General features: G+C 28.7%; 14 protein-coding genes. 13 read left to right on the forward strand and 1 reads right to left on the reverse strand.

Annotated elements, in window-relative coordinates; genetic code table 11:
- Positions 1-9: 9 nt before the first annotated feature.
- The 4 genes from ACYUET_RS02290 to ACYUET_RS02305 all read left to right on the forward strand — a co-directional run bounded on the left by ACYUET_RS02290 (position 10) and on the right by ACYUET_RS02305 (position 4,645).
- Positions 10-951 (forward strand): ROK family protein, encoded by a 942-nt coding sequence (locus ACYUET_RS02290; protein WP_460277586.1) that lies wholly within the window; start codon positions 10-12, stop codon positions 949-951.
- 2 nt (positions 952-953) lie between these two features.
- A complete protein-coding gene (locus tag ACYUET_RS02295; protein WP_460277588.1) occupies positions 954-2,405 on the forward strand; it encodes a glycoside hydrolase family 1 protein in 1,452 nt (483 codons plus the stop codon).
- Between the two features lie 508 nt (positions 2,406-2,913).
- A complete protein-coding gene (locus ACYUET_RS02300) occupies positions 2,914-3,750 on the forward strand; it encodes an SGNH/GDSL hydrolase family protein (RefSeq protein ID WP_460277590.1) in 837 nt (278 codons plus the stop codon).
- Positions 3,751-3,811: 61 nt separating this feature from the next.
- The gene (locus ACYUET_RS02305) at positions 3,812-4,645 is read left to right on the forward strand and encodes an SGNH/GDSL hydrolase family protein (RefSeq protein ID WP_460277591.1); all 834 of its coding nucleotides are present in this window, start codon (positions 3,812-3,814) and stop codon (positions 4,643-4,645) included.
- A 412-nt stretch (positions 4,646-5,057) separates the two neighbouring features.
- Here ACYUET_RS02305 and ACYUET_RS02310 read toward each other — a convergent pair whose 3' ends face one another.
- Positions 5,058-5,186, reverse strand: coding sequence for a hypothetical protein (locus ACYUET_RS02310; protein WP_460277593.1), 129 nt, complete (start codon positions 5,184-5,186; stop codon positions 5,058-5,060).
- A 166-nt stretch (positions 5,187-5,352) separates the two neighbouring features.
- Here ACYUET_RS02310 and ACYUET_RS02315 point away from each other — a divergent pair, with 166 nt between their 5' ends.
- From ACYUET_RS02315 to mutT, 9 genes are all read left to right on the forward strand, one after another.
- The gene (locus ACYUET_RS02315) at positions 5,353-6,693 is read left to right on the forward strand and encodes a glycoside hydrolase family 30 protein (protein ID WP_460277594.1); all 1,341 of its coding nucleotides are present in this window, start codon (positions 5,353-5,355) and stop codon (positions 6,691-6,693) included.
- A gap of 32 nt (positions 6,694-6,725) precedes the next feature.
- Positions 6,726-8,099, forward strand: coding sequence for an MFS transporter (locus ACYUET_RS02320; RefSeq protein ID WP_460277596.1), 1,374 nt, complete (start codon positions 6,726-6,728; stop codon positions 8,097-8,099).
- Positions 8,100-8,363: 264 nt separating this feature from the next.
- Positions 8,364-9,206: an AraC family transcriptional regulator gene (locus ACYUET_RS02325; protein ID WP_460277597.1), complete on the forward strand. Its 843-nt coding sequence runs from the start codon at positions 8,364-8,366 to the stop codon at positions 9,204-9,206.
- A gap of 209 nt (positions 9,207-9,415) precedes the next feature.
- A complete protein-coding gene (locus ACYUET_RS02330; RefSeq protein WP_460277598.1) occupies positions 9,416-9,739 on the forward strand; it encodes a GNAT family N-acetyltransferase in 324 nt (107 codons plus the stop codon).
- Between the two features lie 350 nt (positions 9,740-10,089).
- Positions 10,090-10,338 carry a CPF_0552 family protein gene (locus tag ACYUET_RS02335; protein WP_460277599.1) on the forward strand — a complete coding sequence of 83 codons (249 nt, stop codon included), beginning with the start codon at positions 10,090-10,092 and terminating at the stop codon, positions 10,336-10,338.
- A gap of 239 nt (positions 10,339-10,577) precedes the next feature.
- A complete protein-coding gene (locus tag ACYUET_RS02340; RefSeq protein ID WP_460277601.1) occupies positions 10,578-11,756 on the forward strand; it encodes a hypothetical protein in 1,179 nt (392 codons plus the stop codon).
- Between the two features lie 496 nt (positions 11,757-12,252).
- Complete coding sequence (locus ACYUET_RS02345) at positions 12,253-12,696, forward strand: Lrp/AsnC family transcriptional regulator (RefSeq protein WP_460277602.1); 444 nt, start codon at positions 12,253-12,255, stop codon at positions 12,694-12,696.
- Between the two features lie 115 nt (positions 12,697-12,811).
- On the forward strand, positions 12,812-14,458 hold the full coding sequence (aspD, locus tag ACYUET_RS02350) for an aspartate 4-decarboxylase (RefSeq protein WP_460277603.1): 1,647 nt from the start codon (positions 12,812-12,814) through the stop codon (positions 14,456-14,458).
- 227 nt (positions 14,459-14,685) lie between these two features.
- Entirely contained in the window at positions 14,686-15,069 is a 384-nt protein-coding gene (gene mutT, locus ACYUET_RS02355) for an 8-oxo-dGTP diphosphatase MutT (protein ID WP_460277604.1), read from the forward strand.
- Positions 15,070-15,099: the final 30 nt, after the last annotated feature.

The following is a 15,099-nucleotide window of genomic DNA, read 5'->3' on the forward strand; positions in this document are numbered from 1 at the left end:
AAGGATAATATGGATAATAAACATTATTTAAGTATAGACATTGGAGGAACTTTTATTAAATATGGAATTTTAGATCATTCAGGTAATCTTATTTCTAAAAATAAAAAAAGAACTTCAAAAAACATAAATGACTTAATATTAGATTTATCAGAAATAGTGGAAGAACAATCTGAATATATAAGTGGGGTTGGTATTAGTACTCCAGGAAAAGTGGATACAAAGAAAGGTGTAATTTATGGAGGTGGAAATTTAGCTTTTTTAGATAAGTGTCCTATAGTATCAATTTTACATAATAAATATAGAATTCCTGTTGCAGTAGAAAATGATGGGAAGGCAGCAGCTCTTGCAGAGATGTGGTTAGGTAATTTACAAGATGTTGATGATGGTGCTGCAATTATACTTGGTACAGGAATTGGAGGTGGAATAGTATTAGATAAAAAATTAAGAAAAGGAAAGAATTATTCGGCAGGTGAAATTAGTTTCATGATAAATAAATCAGAAGAGACTAGTGATTTAAAGTTTTATGGATTTAATGCTTCAGCTGTAAGAATGGTAAAGATAATTGGAGAATATTTAGGTTTAGAAGATCCTTTAAATGGAGAAGTTGTATTCGAAGCTATCATTTCTGGTAATGATTTTGCAAATAAAGTATTTAAAGATTATTGTGATAGTATTGCTGAACTTATCAACAATATTCAATGTATTTTGGAGTTAGAGAAGTACGTAATAGGAGGAGGAATCAGTGCAAATAAAATAGTAATTGAAGGAATTCAAAATTCATTTAATAGATTGAGAATGAGAGAACCATTATTGCAAAAGTCAGTACATTGTCCCATTATTGAGGCTACAAAATTTAATAATGACGCTAATCTTTATGGGGCTTTATATAATCTACTATTAGATGAAGAGAGTATTAGTATAATAAAAAATAATGAAAAAATGGGAGATTAATTATGAAAACAAACTTTCCAGAAAACTTTTTATGGGGTGGTGCAGTTGCAGCCAACCAATGTGAAGGAGCATATAACATTGATGGTAAAGGATTAAGTGTGCAAGATGTAGCACCAAAGGGAATAAAAGCTGGTCCCACATTAGAGCCTACACAAGATAATATGAAACTTATAGGTATAGATTTTTATCATACATATAAAGACGATATTAAGCTTCTTGCAGAAATGGGATTTAAGGTTTTTAGATTATCAATTGCTTGGTCAAGAATATTCCCAATGGGAGATGAAAAAGAGGCAAATGAGCAGGGATTGCAATTTTATGATGATATTTTTGATGAATGCTTGAAATATGGAATACAACCATTAGTAACTTTATCTCATTATGAAACACCACTACATTTATCTAAAAGCTATGATGGTTGGAAAAGTCGTAAAATGATTGATTTTTTCACACACTATGTTTGCACAGTTTTTAAACGTTATAAAGATAAAGTAAAATACTGGCTAACTTTTAATGAGATTAATTCGATTACTCATGCACCTTTTTTAAGTGGAGGAATTTATACACCTTTAGAAGAATTAAGTAAACAAGATATTTACCAAGCAATTCATCATGAATTAGTGGCAAGTGCAAGGGCAGTAAAAATGTGTCATGAAATTATCCCTGATGCTAAAATAGGGTGTATGATTTTAGGTATGCCTGTCTATCCAATGACTCCATCACCTGATGATGTTTGGGCGACTCTGAATAAAGAGAGAGAAAATTTCTTCTTTTCAGATATTCAAGTACGAGGTCAGTATCCATCATATGCTAAAAGATTCTTTAAAGAAAATAATATTGAATTAAATATTACAACAGAAGATAAAGAAGTATTAAAAAATACTGTTGATTTTATTTCTTTTAGCTATTATATGAGTATTTGTGAATCTAGTGATGCTTCGATTGAATCTGGTGAAGGAAATATTATTGGTGGAGTACCGAATCCTTATTTAGAAGCAAGTGAATGGGGATGGCAGATTGATCCTAAAGGGCTTAGATATTATCTTAATACCTTATATGATCGTTACCAAAAACCATTATTTATTGTGGAAAATGGATTAGGAGCAGTTGATGAATTAGTTGAGTTAGAAGATGGAACCAAAACGGTATTAGATGACTACAGAATTTCTTATTTAAGAGATCATTTAGTTCAAGTAGCAGAAGCAATTGAGGATGGAGTAGAATTAATGGGGTACACTTCTTGGGGATGTATTGATTTAGTCAGCTTCACTACGGCTCAATTAAAGAAACGTTATGGTTTTATATACGTAGATCGTCACGACGATGGGACTGGGACATTAAAGCGTTATAAGAAAAAAAGCTTTAATTGGTATAAAGAAGTAATTGCTAGTAATGGAGCTACTGAAGCATTATATTCTAATAAGAATATTGATAAAAAAATAATATTAAACTAAGAAGACAGAAGATAAAAATTTAAATAGTATAAATAATTGTTACATATGATAATATCTGAGATAACAATTAATTAAGAGAAATAGATTAACTAAGGCTAACTATAAATGATAGTTTAGCAAAACATATAAATAAAGAAGAAGGAGTATCTATAATAGAAGGTACTCCTTCTTCCTTTTGGTGTGCCTAGCATGGGTAAACACTAATATATGAAAATCTGTGAAGGGAGATAATTAAGAAGACGGATTTGGGGCATAATCAAATGTCATTTATTAAAACATTATCAAAAATCAATCAGAATAATATCGGATAAAAAATTAGTAGGATTGACAAATAAGAAGTAAATGCTATAATTCACAATAAATGGAACAAATGTTTTTGCTTTTTCAAGCAATTACAGAAGGAGTTAGGATATAAACCTATTGAAACATGAAAACCAATCATTATAAAACTATATTTACTACTTGTAGAAATTAAGAAAATACAATAAAAGAAAGGAATGAGAAGAAAATGACAAAGAATAAAGATAGGTATTCAGGCCATTTTTTTAATAGCTATGTTATTACACGCATGAATCTATACAAACATACAGTACCAATGGAAAATGATAAAAAAAAGATTTCTCGTGTATATGGTTATCCCATGGAAAAGGTAAATGAGGTATTCAGACAACTGGATGAAGAACTTCAATTGTCAGTTAATTTCATTAATAAGAAGTACAAAAGTGAAATGGATGAGAAGCTCTCTAAGTTGGAGGCAACTTTTGTCTTCATTGGAGATCAGTTTGTCAGCGAATATCAGAGCTTTTTCAACGTTCTTCGTAAAGTGTTTGAGCCATATACCAAGATTAAAATGGTTTGTGCTGCTGCAACAGGTGATAATTCCAATCAAACAATCCAGCATATCTACGACCTTGTGGTTAGTGAAAAACCTATGATTACTTCGGTGTTAATTGGTATAAATGACATGCACCAGAACAATGATATATATTCCAAACCGGTATGTTCACCAGATGAATACCGAGGAAATATAGACTATATGGCAAAGGTTTTGCGTCACTATAAAAGTAAAATTATATTTAATACACTTCCACCATTTGATAATGTAATAGTAGAAAAGTCATTTGTGCATATGAATTGGACATACAATGTGGATATCTGGGATGAGTACAACAACATTATTCGTGAGGTAGCCGAGCAAAATGGCTGCACCTTAAACGATATGGCTGAAAAATTCAACAAATTCGATGGTCTGATTAACATACCTAATGATGGGTTGAATCTTACCTATCAGGCACAATGTTTCTTTGCTGATAAGTTTCTTGAGGTAATGCTCAAGATGCTATAGCTAGAATTCTCTGTCAAGATAGTGTATGTACAATTAATATTGGAAAGGATAGTGGTTTAAAATGAGACAGTTAATAAATAATTCAGAGTATAGTAATGAATATATGGACATACGGTTTAAAGCTTATCAGGGCGGAATCCCATCGATTGAGAATAACAGGGAAATGATAGCCTATGCGTTTGGGTATCCGATAGAGGATGTGGACACGATCTATAAAGAACTCGATAGGGAACTTCAGAGTTCGGTTGATTATATAAATACCAAATACAAGAAGGAGATGGATGATAAACTAAAGAATTTAGAATTCACATTTGCTTTCATCGGATGCTCGTTTGTAAGTGATTACCAGAGCTTCTTTAACGTTGTTCGCAGAGTGCTTGCCCCATATTCAGGTATTAAACTTATAGACGCTAGCGTTACTGGTGATACAACTCCTCAGACGATTTCAAATATATATAATAGGGTATTGCGATATAAACCACAGATTACAGCAGTGTTTATAGGAATTAACGATATGCGTCAGAATAACGATGTGTACTCTAAACCAAATGTGAGCCAGGAGGAGTACCACAAGAACATGAATTATATAGCAAAAATCTTACGCCATAAGGGTAGCCGCATTATTTTTAACACATTATCAGGATATGATACAGAGAGAATGGAAATTGCTGTAGCGGAAAAACGATGGACATATAATGTCGAATTTGATGATGCTTATAATAAAATAATTCGTGAAGTAGCTCTAGAAAACGGATGTATTCTCAATGATATGGATAAAAAATTTAAGGAGTTTGATGGTCCAATGAATATTCCTAATAATGGGTTACACCTAACCTATCAAGCACAGAGCTTTTTTGCTGACAAATTCATGGAGACATTCTTAGGAATGTTATAGGTAATTATAATTCTTACGTGTGTATAGGATAATAGTATTGCTGTATTACACAAATTATTAGTAGCCCATAAAAAGCACTAAAAAGTAAGCCACCCTTAATAAAAAATACTCTTATGTACATAATAATTGGCATAAGGGTGTTTTTTATTAAGGGTTATAAATTTCATGAATAAACAAGATATAATAATATGATATCTCATCCAGAAGATAGATATATAGTGGATTGTTTCAAAGTAGAAAGTAAATTTCTATTTTAGACAGCCCACTTTTTTTAATGCGCATAAACTTAAGGAGTATATATAATAAATATGACATATTGCTTTTTGTTTTCTGTAGATAAAGACTTTGAACAATAAACAAAAGACTTATTTTAACAATAGCAATCAAAATGTTCACATATTATTTCTTCCCACTAACCCAAAGCAATTATTGCACTATCAAATGCAACAGGTAGGAAACCACCAAGATAAACAATAAGAGATTGTCCAGGTGAAATAATTATTTGTCCACCATCATTTGGAGGTTTAGTAATTGTAGTCAAATATTTAATTTCTCCTTTAGACAAATATGTAACTTTTATTTTATGGACAAAGTCAAAAAACTACTATTTTTTAGTCAAGAAAGTTACTTAAAAGAAGGAAATGATTTTTGTAAAATATAAATGTAAAGGATAACAATTATAAAAATTGATGAAAAGGGTGAAGATGATGAAAAGCATTAAACACATTTATAGTAATGGAAAAGATTTTTGGAAAAAGGGAACAGTAGAAAATAAAGAATATGAAGACACTTTAGAAATAACAAATGAAACTAAACAAACTTTAAAAGGCTTTGGTGGTTGCTTTAATGAAATTAGTTGGGATATTTTAAAAAAAGTAGATGAAAATAAGAGAAAAGAAATTTTAGATAATTTATTTACAGAAGACGGTTTGAATTTTAATATAGGACGTTTACCAATTGGAGCTAGTGACTATGCATTACAATGGCATAGTTATGATGAAACAAATGGAGATTATGAATTAAAAGATTTTACTATAAAAAGAGATGAAGAACATTTATTACCATATTTAAGAGAAGCATTAAATCGTAAGTCAGATATGGCATTGTTTGCTTCACCTTGGAGTCCTCCAACATGGATGAAAACAAAGAAAGCATATAATTTTGGAACATTATCTTGGGAACAAGAAAATTTACAAACTTATGCAAATTACTTTGCTAAGTATGTAGAGGAATATAAGAAATGTGGAGTAAAAATTGAACAAGTTCATATTCAAAATGAACCTCATGCTGATCAAAAATTCCCATCATGTATGTGGACAGGAAAAGAAATGAGAGATTTTATTAAAAATCATCTTGGACCAGTGTTCAAGGAAAAGGGTATAGATTCAGAAATTTGGCTTGGCACAATTAACGGCCCATTTCTAGATTTTCAGATATCTCTGCCAGGCTGTGCTCCATTCTCACAATTTTATGATCAATGTGTAAATACAGTACTATCTGATAAAGAAGCAAGAAAGTATATATCAGGAGTAGGTTTTCAATGGGGTGGAAAACATGTAATTGAACAAACTGAATTAAGTTATCCAGAAATAAGACTTATGCAAACAGAAAATGAATGTGGAGATGGTCAAAATACATGGCAACATGCAGAATATGTTTTTGGACTTTTCTGGCATTATTTCGTGCACAATGTTGAAAGCTATGTTTATTGGAATATGGTACTTCCTAAAGGCGGAGTAAGTACTTGGGGTTGGGAACAAAATACAATGATAACAATTAATCCAAAAACAAAAGAAGTAGTATATGAACCAGAGTTTTATGTTATGAAGCATTTTTCACATTTTGTAAAGCCAGGAGCAAAAAGAATAGTAACTAAGGGACACTGGACATCAAACTCTCTTGTATTCGAGAATCCTAATGGAGAATTAGTAGTTATTGTTGGAAATGCAATGGATATAGATCGTGAGTTCACATTTAAGCATCAAGGTGTAAGTTTTTCTACTATTATAAAGGCACATTCTATTAATACATTTTGCATAGAAAGCTAAAGACATTTAATTAAAATTAAGGAGGATGCAGTATGATAAATCAAAATAAAAACAATGTAAACTCAGTTGGCTTTATAGAAAGGTTAGCTTTTGGATCAGGAGATTTAGCAAATAATATTATATATGCAGCCATTTCAACATTTTTAATATTTTATTATACAGATGTAATTGGAGTAAGTGCAGCCGCAGTTGGAACAATAATGCTTATATCACGTTTTTTAGACTGTATAGCTGATTTGACAATGGGAATTATAGTAGATAGAACTAAATCAAAATATGGTAAAGCTAGACCATGGATAATCAAGATGGCAATTCCTTTTGCAATAGGTGGTGTGCTACTATTTTCAGTCCCGACTAGTTTAAGTGCTAATGGTAAACTAATATATATTTTTATCACTTACAACTTGGTATCTACAATAATATACACAGCAATTAATGTACCATATGCAACATTAAATGCACTTATTACACAAGATCAATATGAACGTTCAGTACTTAGTATATTCAGAATGATATTATCAACAGTAGGATCAATGGGAATTGCTTTATTAACTTTACCAGTAGTTAAAATGTTTGGAAATAATACGAGAGCATGGTCATATACTTTTGCATTATTTGGTGTGGTTGCTGCAGGATTATTCTTATTTACTTTTTTAGGAACAAAGGAAAGAGTAAAGCCAGCAGATGAATCAAAAGCAAAAGAAGATGTACCTATAAAAGTTGGTTTAAAAGTTCTTTTTCAAAATAAATATTGGATGTATATCACATTAATATTAATATTAATATTTATTGGTCTGACTATAAATGGAGGGGCTACTGTTTACTATGCTGAAGTTGTATTAGGCAATAAAGAACTTGTTGGAATGTTAACTACAGCAACGAGTTTATCACAAATTGTTGCTATGTTTTTAGTAGCTGGATTGATTAAAAAATTTGGTAAGAGGAACATTATGATATTAGGATCTGCTATTATTATATTAGGATATATTATAATAGCAATATCTCAAAAAAATATACAATTACTACTTGCAGGCAATATTATAAAAGGCATAGGTTTAGCAGGTATAGCAGCTTGTATGTTTGCTATGGTATCAGATACTATTGAATATGGCGAATGGAAAACTGGAGTGAGAATAGAAGGTTTGACTAATAGTGCAGCAAGTTTTGGATTTAAAGTTGGTGGAGGTCTCGGAGCAGCTTCTATAGGTTGGATATTATCAGCTTCAGGGTACGTAGGTACTGCTAGTGTACAAAGTGCTACAACTATATTTGCTATAAAAGCACTATATATATACATACCTATAATTATAACTATAGTTCAGATAGGAATATTAATTTTATATAAGCTAGATAAAGAATATCCTACTATATTAAAAGAACTACAAAAAAGAAGTAAATCAAATTAAAAGTTTGGAACAAAATGCATACTTATAAACTTAATATAGAAATAGTACATAGATATAATTAAAAAAGTAAATTTAGAATCAATAAAAAAACAATAATGATTAGCAAAATATATAAGAACATTCCTTATTTGGTGTAATTGAATCACGACAAACCAAGATGGAATGTTCTTCTAATTTCCGTGGCACATTGTGTACATGTTCTTATTGTTAGTAGAATATTGTTATGCTATAATTCAAACAATAAATATAATAAAAGGTGATTATATGGATTTTGAACATGAAACGATAAATATTAATGAAGATATTAGTGTTAGGTTCCAATATTATGATGATAAAGGCAGTATAATCTCGAAACACTGGCATCGTAGTATTGAAATTATATACATTATAACTGGAAGTCTTGAAGTAAACATAAATGGTGTAGATTATAATTTGGAGGAAAACGATTTAATAGTTGTTAATTCTCTTGAAGTTCACTCAACAATCTGTAAATATGGAAATACGGCAGTAGTATTACAGATACCTTATCAGTTTTGTGAAAATTATATTGAAGATATGTCTACAACAAAATTCTTTTGTAATCCAACTATTGCAGAAAAAATGCTTGCTATTAATAAATTGAAAGAAATTTTAGTTAGTTTTCTTGTCGTTTATAATAAAAAGGAACCAGGCTATAAACTTAAAATTAACAGTTTGATTTTTAATTTACTATTCATTTTAGTAAAGGAATTTAGTAAAATAGATAAAAAATTTGACAACAAAAACAGCGATAAATATCTAGAGAGATTAGCTTTAATCATAGATTATGTAAAAAAACATTATTCAGAGCATATAACGCTTGAATCTGTTGCACGTGAACTTTATTTAAACTCAGAATATTTCTCTCGTTTTTTTAAAAAATATATGGGAATTACATTTTTAAAATACTTAAACACTATTCGTCTGGAGCATGCTTACATAGATCTTGTAAACACAGATAACAATATTTCTCAAATTGTGGAACATAATGGTTTTAAAAATTATAAAATGTTCGTGAAGTTATTTAAGGATGAATATGGCTGTTCTCCTAATGAAAAACGTAAACAAATTAAAAGTAACAATAATTAAAATGTTTAAAGAAATATATGAAGTATCTTTAATAGAACTTATATATTTTAATTTAAATAATAGTGGAGGTTATGAGTGTTGCAATTCACCTCTACCATGAAATACATGACAGTTGAGTTTGTGATGGATTTTTTTAGATTAAAATTTATTAAATGTATTAAAAGAATATAGTTTTAAGGAAGAGAATAGATAAAGAAAGGAAGAAAAATATGAATTGGAAATATGAAAATGAGCGTATATACAGTATAGATGAAAAAGGTGAATTGATGGCCGAAGTTACTTTTACTCATAACAAGAATAGTGAGATAAATATAGATCATGTTTATGTTAATTCAATTTTACGAGGAAAGGGTGTAGCTGGGGAGGCAATGTTAGTTGTTGTAGATTATTTACGCAAGGAAGGTCTTAAAGCAACAGCCACATGTTCATATGCTAGTACATGGTTTAAAAATCATAGAGATTTGTACTCCGATGTGATTTCAAAGGATATAGAAAATCAAGTTGTTGCTTGTAAAATAAATGGAAAGCATTAAATATAGATACTGAAAAATATTTTTTATAAAATTAGTAGGAGCTGTTCAGAATAAATTTATATCATCAATTCTGTGATAGCTCTTTTTTATTTTAAACAGTTGATCATAACTAAGTTTTTTTCATGCTATTTACATAGTCGTGAAACTTATAGTAATCAACTGGATTATGGTATTTATCAATGATCATTACGTCAGGTTTAGTAGATTTAAATATAAGGTGAAGTTAGTATTATTATGAACAATTAACTATATTCAGATTAATTTAAGTATAACATTTTATAAATATTAAAGTATCAATTTGATTTATTTGGTAATAATAATCTAAAACATAGAATAAGGAGATGTGATTTATGGAAACTACCATTATGGCAATAACTATTGATCCAAGAAGTGTTCATGCTAAAGAGGTTCAAACTATTTTAACTAAATATGGATGTATTATAAAAACTAGAATAGGTCTTCATGAACTTAGTCAGGATTCTTGTTCTGAGCAAGGATTAATAATTTTACATATTAATTCTAACTTAGATAAAGTAAAAGTATTTGAAAATGATTTGCTTGATATTGAAGGGGTTAAAGTAAAATATATGATTCTATAATCAAAAGTCACATTTAATGTGGCTTTTTTCTTATATGTATACTAACGATTTAATAAAAGAACAATTAATAAAATCTAATTTAAATAAATGCTTGATTACCATAAATAAATCCATTTTGTCACTTATGTTTTATTATATCTAAATTTTAGTTTATTATAATAAATTTCGGGTTTGACACAAATATTTATCTACCTTATAATTTAATTACAAATTTGAAAACACAAGGAAGCGAAATTGACATGATAAGTATTATTAAAACTGCAATTATAACCATAATAATATCATTTATCTCTGGACTACTATTAGAATACTATAAGAATTTAGCACCTAAGATATTATGCAATATAGGTGAGGGCATACCTTTAGTAATAAAGAATAGAAATGTTTATGCATATATTCTTACCGTTAGAAACCTATCTAATAAAACAATCCATAATATAACATTAAATATACATGATTCTCATAAAGATTTAAATTTTGGAGATGCTGAAATAACAAAAGGATTAAAATTTGATTCCTCTATAAAGGATAACATTTTAGATGTGTACATACCTTTTTTAAGTAAAGATGATGAATTTAAAGTTACACTATATGTAGATTATGATGATGGAGAGTATAATAAACCTACTGTTATAATTAGATCACCTGAAAATTTTAAGGAGGTAGACTCTGTAGAAGCAACTGGAGTTCTAGCCTTATTAATGAATATGCCTAAAAATATAACTAATTTATTTTCAAATGATAAAAAAGAGAATAAAAGAATAAGGATTAATAAAAAAGAAAATTTTACAACTATTATAAATACTTCATCAGATGACACAAAAATTGTAGATAAATCTGATAGAGAGATCTTAAATAGAAATAAGAATAAAAAGATTTTTATAGGTATTATATCTATTACTTTAATTATAAGTATTGGGATTTTAGGAAGATTTTATTTTCAAAAGGTGTCTGCTCATACTCCAAATTCTGATATAAAGGCTGATGCTAAGGAGCAATCAACTGATGTAACAAAATCATCAGAGGTGGAAGATAAAAATAAAGATAAAAAAGCATCAACACATGATACAACTAAAAATTCAAATTCAAAGACTTCAACAAATGAAGAAAATAAGAATACAGAAATAGCACCAGATGTGACAAACAAAAATTTAGATGAAAAACCACAAACAGATAAAGAAAATCAAAATACAAAGCCAGAAGTAAGTAAGCCAACTGAAAATGCAGATACAAAAGTCCCAACTAATAAAACAAATGGAAGTGTAGATGAAAAGTCATCAAATGAAACTACTAAAAATGTAGATACAAAACCTCAAACGGAGAATCAAGCTAAAAATGTACCTTCAAAATCGTCAACAGATGAAACTAAAAATACAAATACATCAGCAACAGGAACAACTGGAAATATAACTAACTAGTAATTAATAAAACCGTATTGGAGAAATCTAATATGGTTTTATTTTATTTAAATTTATGTAAAGTATATTATTTAAGTTTTATTTACATATACCAATTTTATAATAAAAATATAGAAATATTATAAACTAATGTATATTCTTTAAAATATTTATGAGTAATAAAATCTTATAAATATTTTAAGGGATTTCTAATTATATAGTATTAATACAGACATTTTTTTATAAAAATTAAAAATTTATTAACTTAATTGGAACATATATTAATTAAATTATAAATTAGTTACTATATTTTTAAATTAGGAATTTATAAAAAATAAATAATTTAATAAGGTTGATAGACTAAATTACCTTATATAATGCATTCAAACTATAAAATCGTTATGGTAAAATAAAGCTGATTTAGATAATTGATAATTATATCCAAGTAAACATATATTAAGGTTATTTGGATATTATCTTTAAGAATAAAGTAAGCATTTTTATAGGAGATATATTTATGGATTTTACTGATTACAGAATTATTGAGATACTTTTAGAAGATGGAAGGATACCTATGAAGGAACTTGCTAAAAGGGTATCACTTAGTGCACCAGCAGTTGCGGAGAGGGTAAAAAGACTTGAGGAGGAAAATATTATAACAGGCTATAAAGCCAAAATAAACTATGATAAACTTGGAAAAAAAATCAATGTGCTTATAAATATAGATATAAGTGGTCAAAGATCAGAAAAATTTACGGAATTTATTAAGAATGAAGAGTCTATAATAGAATGTTATCATGTTACTGGACCATATTGTAAGATTTTAAAAGCTAGACTTGAGGATATTCCAAGCCTAGAAAGACTTATTGGAAAGATACAAATGTTTGGAAATACTGAGACATTTATAATATTATCTTCATTAGAAAAAGAACATATACTAAACAATGAGAAAAATATTTAATTAAGTTAGAACACTTGAATAATATAAGTGATAGCTTAATTAATGGAATTATAGATTAAAAGATATATAAATTATTATAATAATAAGTTGATTATTACTAAGGAGGAAATATAATATGGATAATTTTAGTCTTCAGCGCAAAGAAATAGAGGAAGTTTACGGGAAGATAAGTCCATTTGAACTTAAAGATAAATTAATTAATCTTGCTGAGGAATCGAAGAAAAGGGGTACACATTCATTACTAGATGCAGGTAGAGGAAATCCTAATTGGATTGCAGCTACACCAAGAGAAGCTTTTTTTACTTTTGGTCAATTTGCCGTTTCAGAAAGTCGCAGAGTATGGAATGATTGTGATTTAGCTGGAATGCCCAATAAAGAAGGAATTGCAAAACGTTTTATAGATTTTACAAAAAAACATAAAGATGCTCCAGGAATTGAACTTCTTAGTAAAATGATTAATTATGGTGTAACAGTAAAAAGATTTGATCCTGATAAATGGATTTATGAGTTAGTAGATGGGATTATTGGTGACAACTATCCTCAGCCAGATAGAATGTTACGTCATGTTGAAAGTGTAGTTAATGACTACCTTATTCAAGAATTATGTTATAATGAACCTCTTGAAGGGAAATTTAAAACATTTGCTGTTGAAGGGGCTACTGCAGCAATGTGCTATATTTTTGATTCATTGATTGCAAACAATATATTATCAAAAGGAGATAAGATAGCGCTTATGGCGCCAATTTTTACACCTTATCTTGAGATACCTCATTTGCCACGTTATAATTTTGAAGTTATAAAGATTATGGCTGATGAAACAACTGAAGATGGTAGACATACATGGCAATATTCGTCTAAAGAAATTGAGAAAATAAGTGATCCATCTATAAAGGCGTTGTTTATAGTTAATCCAAGTAATCCACCTTCTGTTGCAATGAAATCAGAAACTGTTCAACAATTAAAAAATATTGTTGAAAATGATAATCCTAATTTAATGATTATTTCAGATGATGTATATAGCACCTTTGTAGATGATTTTCGTTCATTAATGGCAGATTTACCATACAATACAATAGGAGTATATTCATATTCAAAGTATTTTGGAGTAACAGGATGGCGTCTTGGAACTATTGCAATTTATGAAGATAATGTATTTGATAAATTATTAAGAGAACAAGATGAAGATAAAAAAGAAAGAGCAAGAAGACGTTATGGTGGAATTTCTACTGATCCAGATAGCATTACTTTTATTGATAGAATAGTGGCTGATAGTCGTCAGGTGGCTCTTAATCATACTGCAGGATTATCAACACCACAGCAAGTACAAATGGCTTTCTTTTCTTTATTTGCTATAATTGATAAAGAAGATAGATATAAACAACTAACTAAAAATATTTGTCGTCGTCGTAAAAAACTCTTGTTTGATGGATTAGGATTAGAGTTTCAAAAAGATCCTTTTGATGCTGCTTATTATACACAATTTGATTTACTTGAGTGGGCATATCATAATTATAATGATGAATTTGTGAAGTATTTACAAGAAAGTTACAAACCAGTAGATATTCTTATACGTTTAGCAGAACAATCTTCTATAGTTTTACTAAGTGGTAGTGGATTTGATGGACCAGAATGGTCTATAAGAATATCTCTTGCAAATCTTAATGATGAATCTTATTCTAAAGTTGGTCAAGTTCTTCGTAAAGTATTAGGAGAATATGCAAAAGAATGGAAAGAATATAAAAAGAAAAATATATTAAAATAGAAAATAGCCTAAAGCATGATATAGTATGCTTTAGGCTTAAAAAAGATATGATGTATTTAATTAGACTTTAAAATATATTTACTTAAGGTTATAATGATAAAATGTGGAAGTATATAAGTTCTTTACCATAATAGTTGGGTATATTATTTGTAAATATTGTAAGTTTTATATTAATGAACAAACTTTATTGGAACTTATATATGATTTTAAAAAGTGAGGAGATACATATGAAAACTATAGAAGTAGTTGCAGCAATAATTAAGAAAGAAGATAAAATATTTATTACACGTAGGGGGTATGGCGAATTTATTGATATGTGGGAATTCCCAGGGGGGAAAATTGAAGCAGGAGAATCAAGAGAAGAAGCACTTAAGCGTGAAATTAAAGAAGAATTAGAGTTAGATATAAATGAATTAGAATATTTAACTACAATAGATTATGATTATCCAAATTTTCATTTAACGATGCATTGCTTTATTTGCCAAATAGCAGGTGGTAAATTAAATTTAAATGTTCATAATGATGCTAAGTGGATTACTTTAGATGAGTTAGATAATCAAAAGTGGGTTCCAGCAGATATTTTAGTGGTTGATAAACTTAAAAACAAATAACAAATTGGACATATAAAATTTTAATAGGCA

The organism is Clostridium sp. CTA-5, assembly GCF_054768135.1.

Bases quoted from the DNA above. Each gene is read 5' to 3' on its own strand.
- ACYUET_RS02290 (WP_460277586.1), top strand. From the start codon at position 10: ATGGATAATAAACATTATTTAAGTATAGACATTGGAGGAACTTTTATT.
- ACYUET_RS02295 (WP_460277588.1), top strand. From the start codon at position 954: ATGAAAACAAACTTTCCAGAAAACTTTTTATGGGGTGGTGCAGTTGCA.
- ACYUET_RS02300 (WP_460277590.1), top strand. From the start codon at position 2,914: ATGACAAAGAATAAAGATAGGTATTCAGGCCATTTTTTTAATAGCTAT.
- ACYUET_RS02305 (WP_460277591.1), top strand. From the start codon at position 3,812: ATGAGACAGTTAATAAATAATTCAGAGTATAGTAATGAATATATGGAC.
- ACYUET_RS02315 (WP_460277594.1), top strand. From the start codon at position 5,353: ATGAAAAGCATTAAACACATTTATAGTAATGGAAAAGATTTTTGGAAA.
- ACYUET_RS02320 (WP_460277596.1), top strand. From the start codon at position 6,726: ATGATAAATCAAAATAAAAACAATGTAAACTCAGTTGGCTTTATAGAA.
- ACYUET_RS02325 (WP_460277597.1), top strand. From the start codon at position 8,364: ATGGATTTTGAACATGAAACGATAAATATTAATGAAGATATTAGTGTT.
- ACYUET_RS02330 (WP_460277598.1), top strand. From the start codon at position 9,416: ATGAATTGGAAATATGAAAATGAGCGTATATACAGTATAGATGAAAAA.
- ACYUET_RS02335 (WP_460277599.1), top strand. From the start codon at position 10,090: ATGGAAACTACCATTATGGCAATAACTATTGATCCAAGAAGTGTTCAT.
- ACYUET_RS02340 (WP_460277601.1), top strand. From the start codon at position 10,578: ATGATAAGTATTATTAAAACTGCAATTATAACCATAATAATATCATTT.
- ACYUET_RS02345 (WP_460277602.1), top strand. From the start codon at position 12,253: ATGGATTTTACTGATTACAGAATTATTGAGATACTTTTAGAAGATGGA.
- aspD (WP_460277603.1), top strand. From the start codon at position 12,812: ATGGATAATTTTAGTCTTCAGCGCAAAGAAATAGAGGAAGTTTACGGG.
- mutT (WP_460277604.1), top strand. From the start codon at position 14,686: ATGAAAACTATAGAAGTAGTTGCAGCAATAATTAAGAAAGAAGATAAA.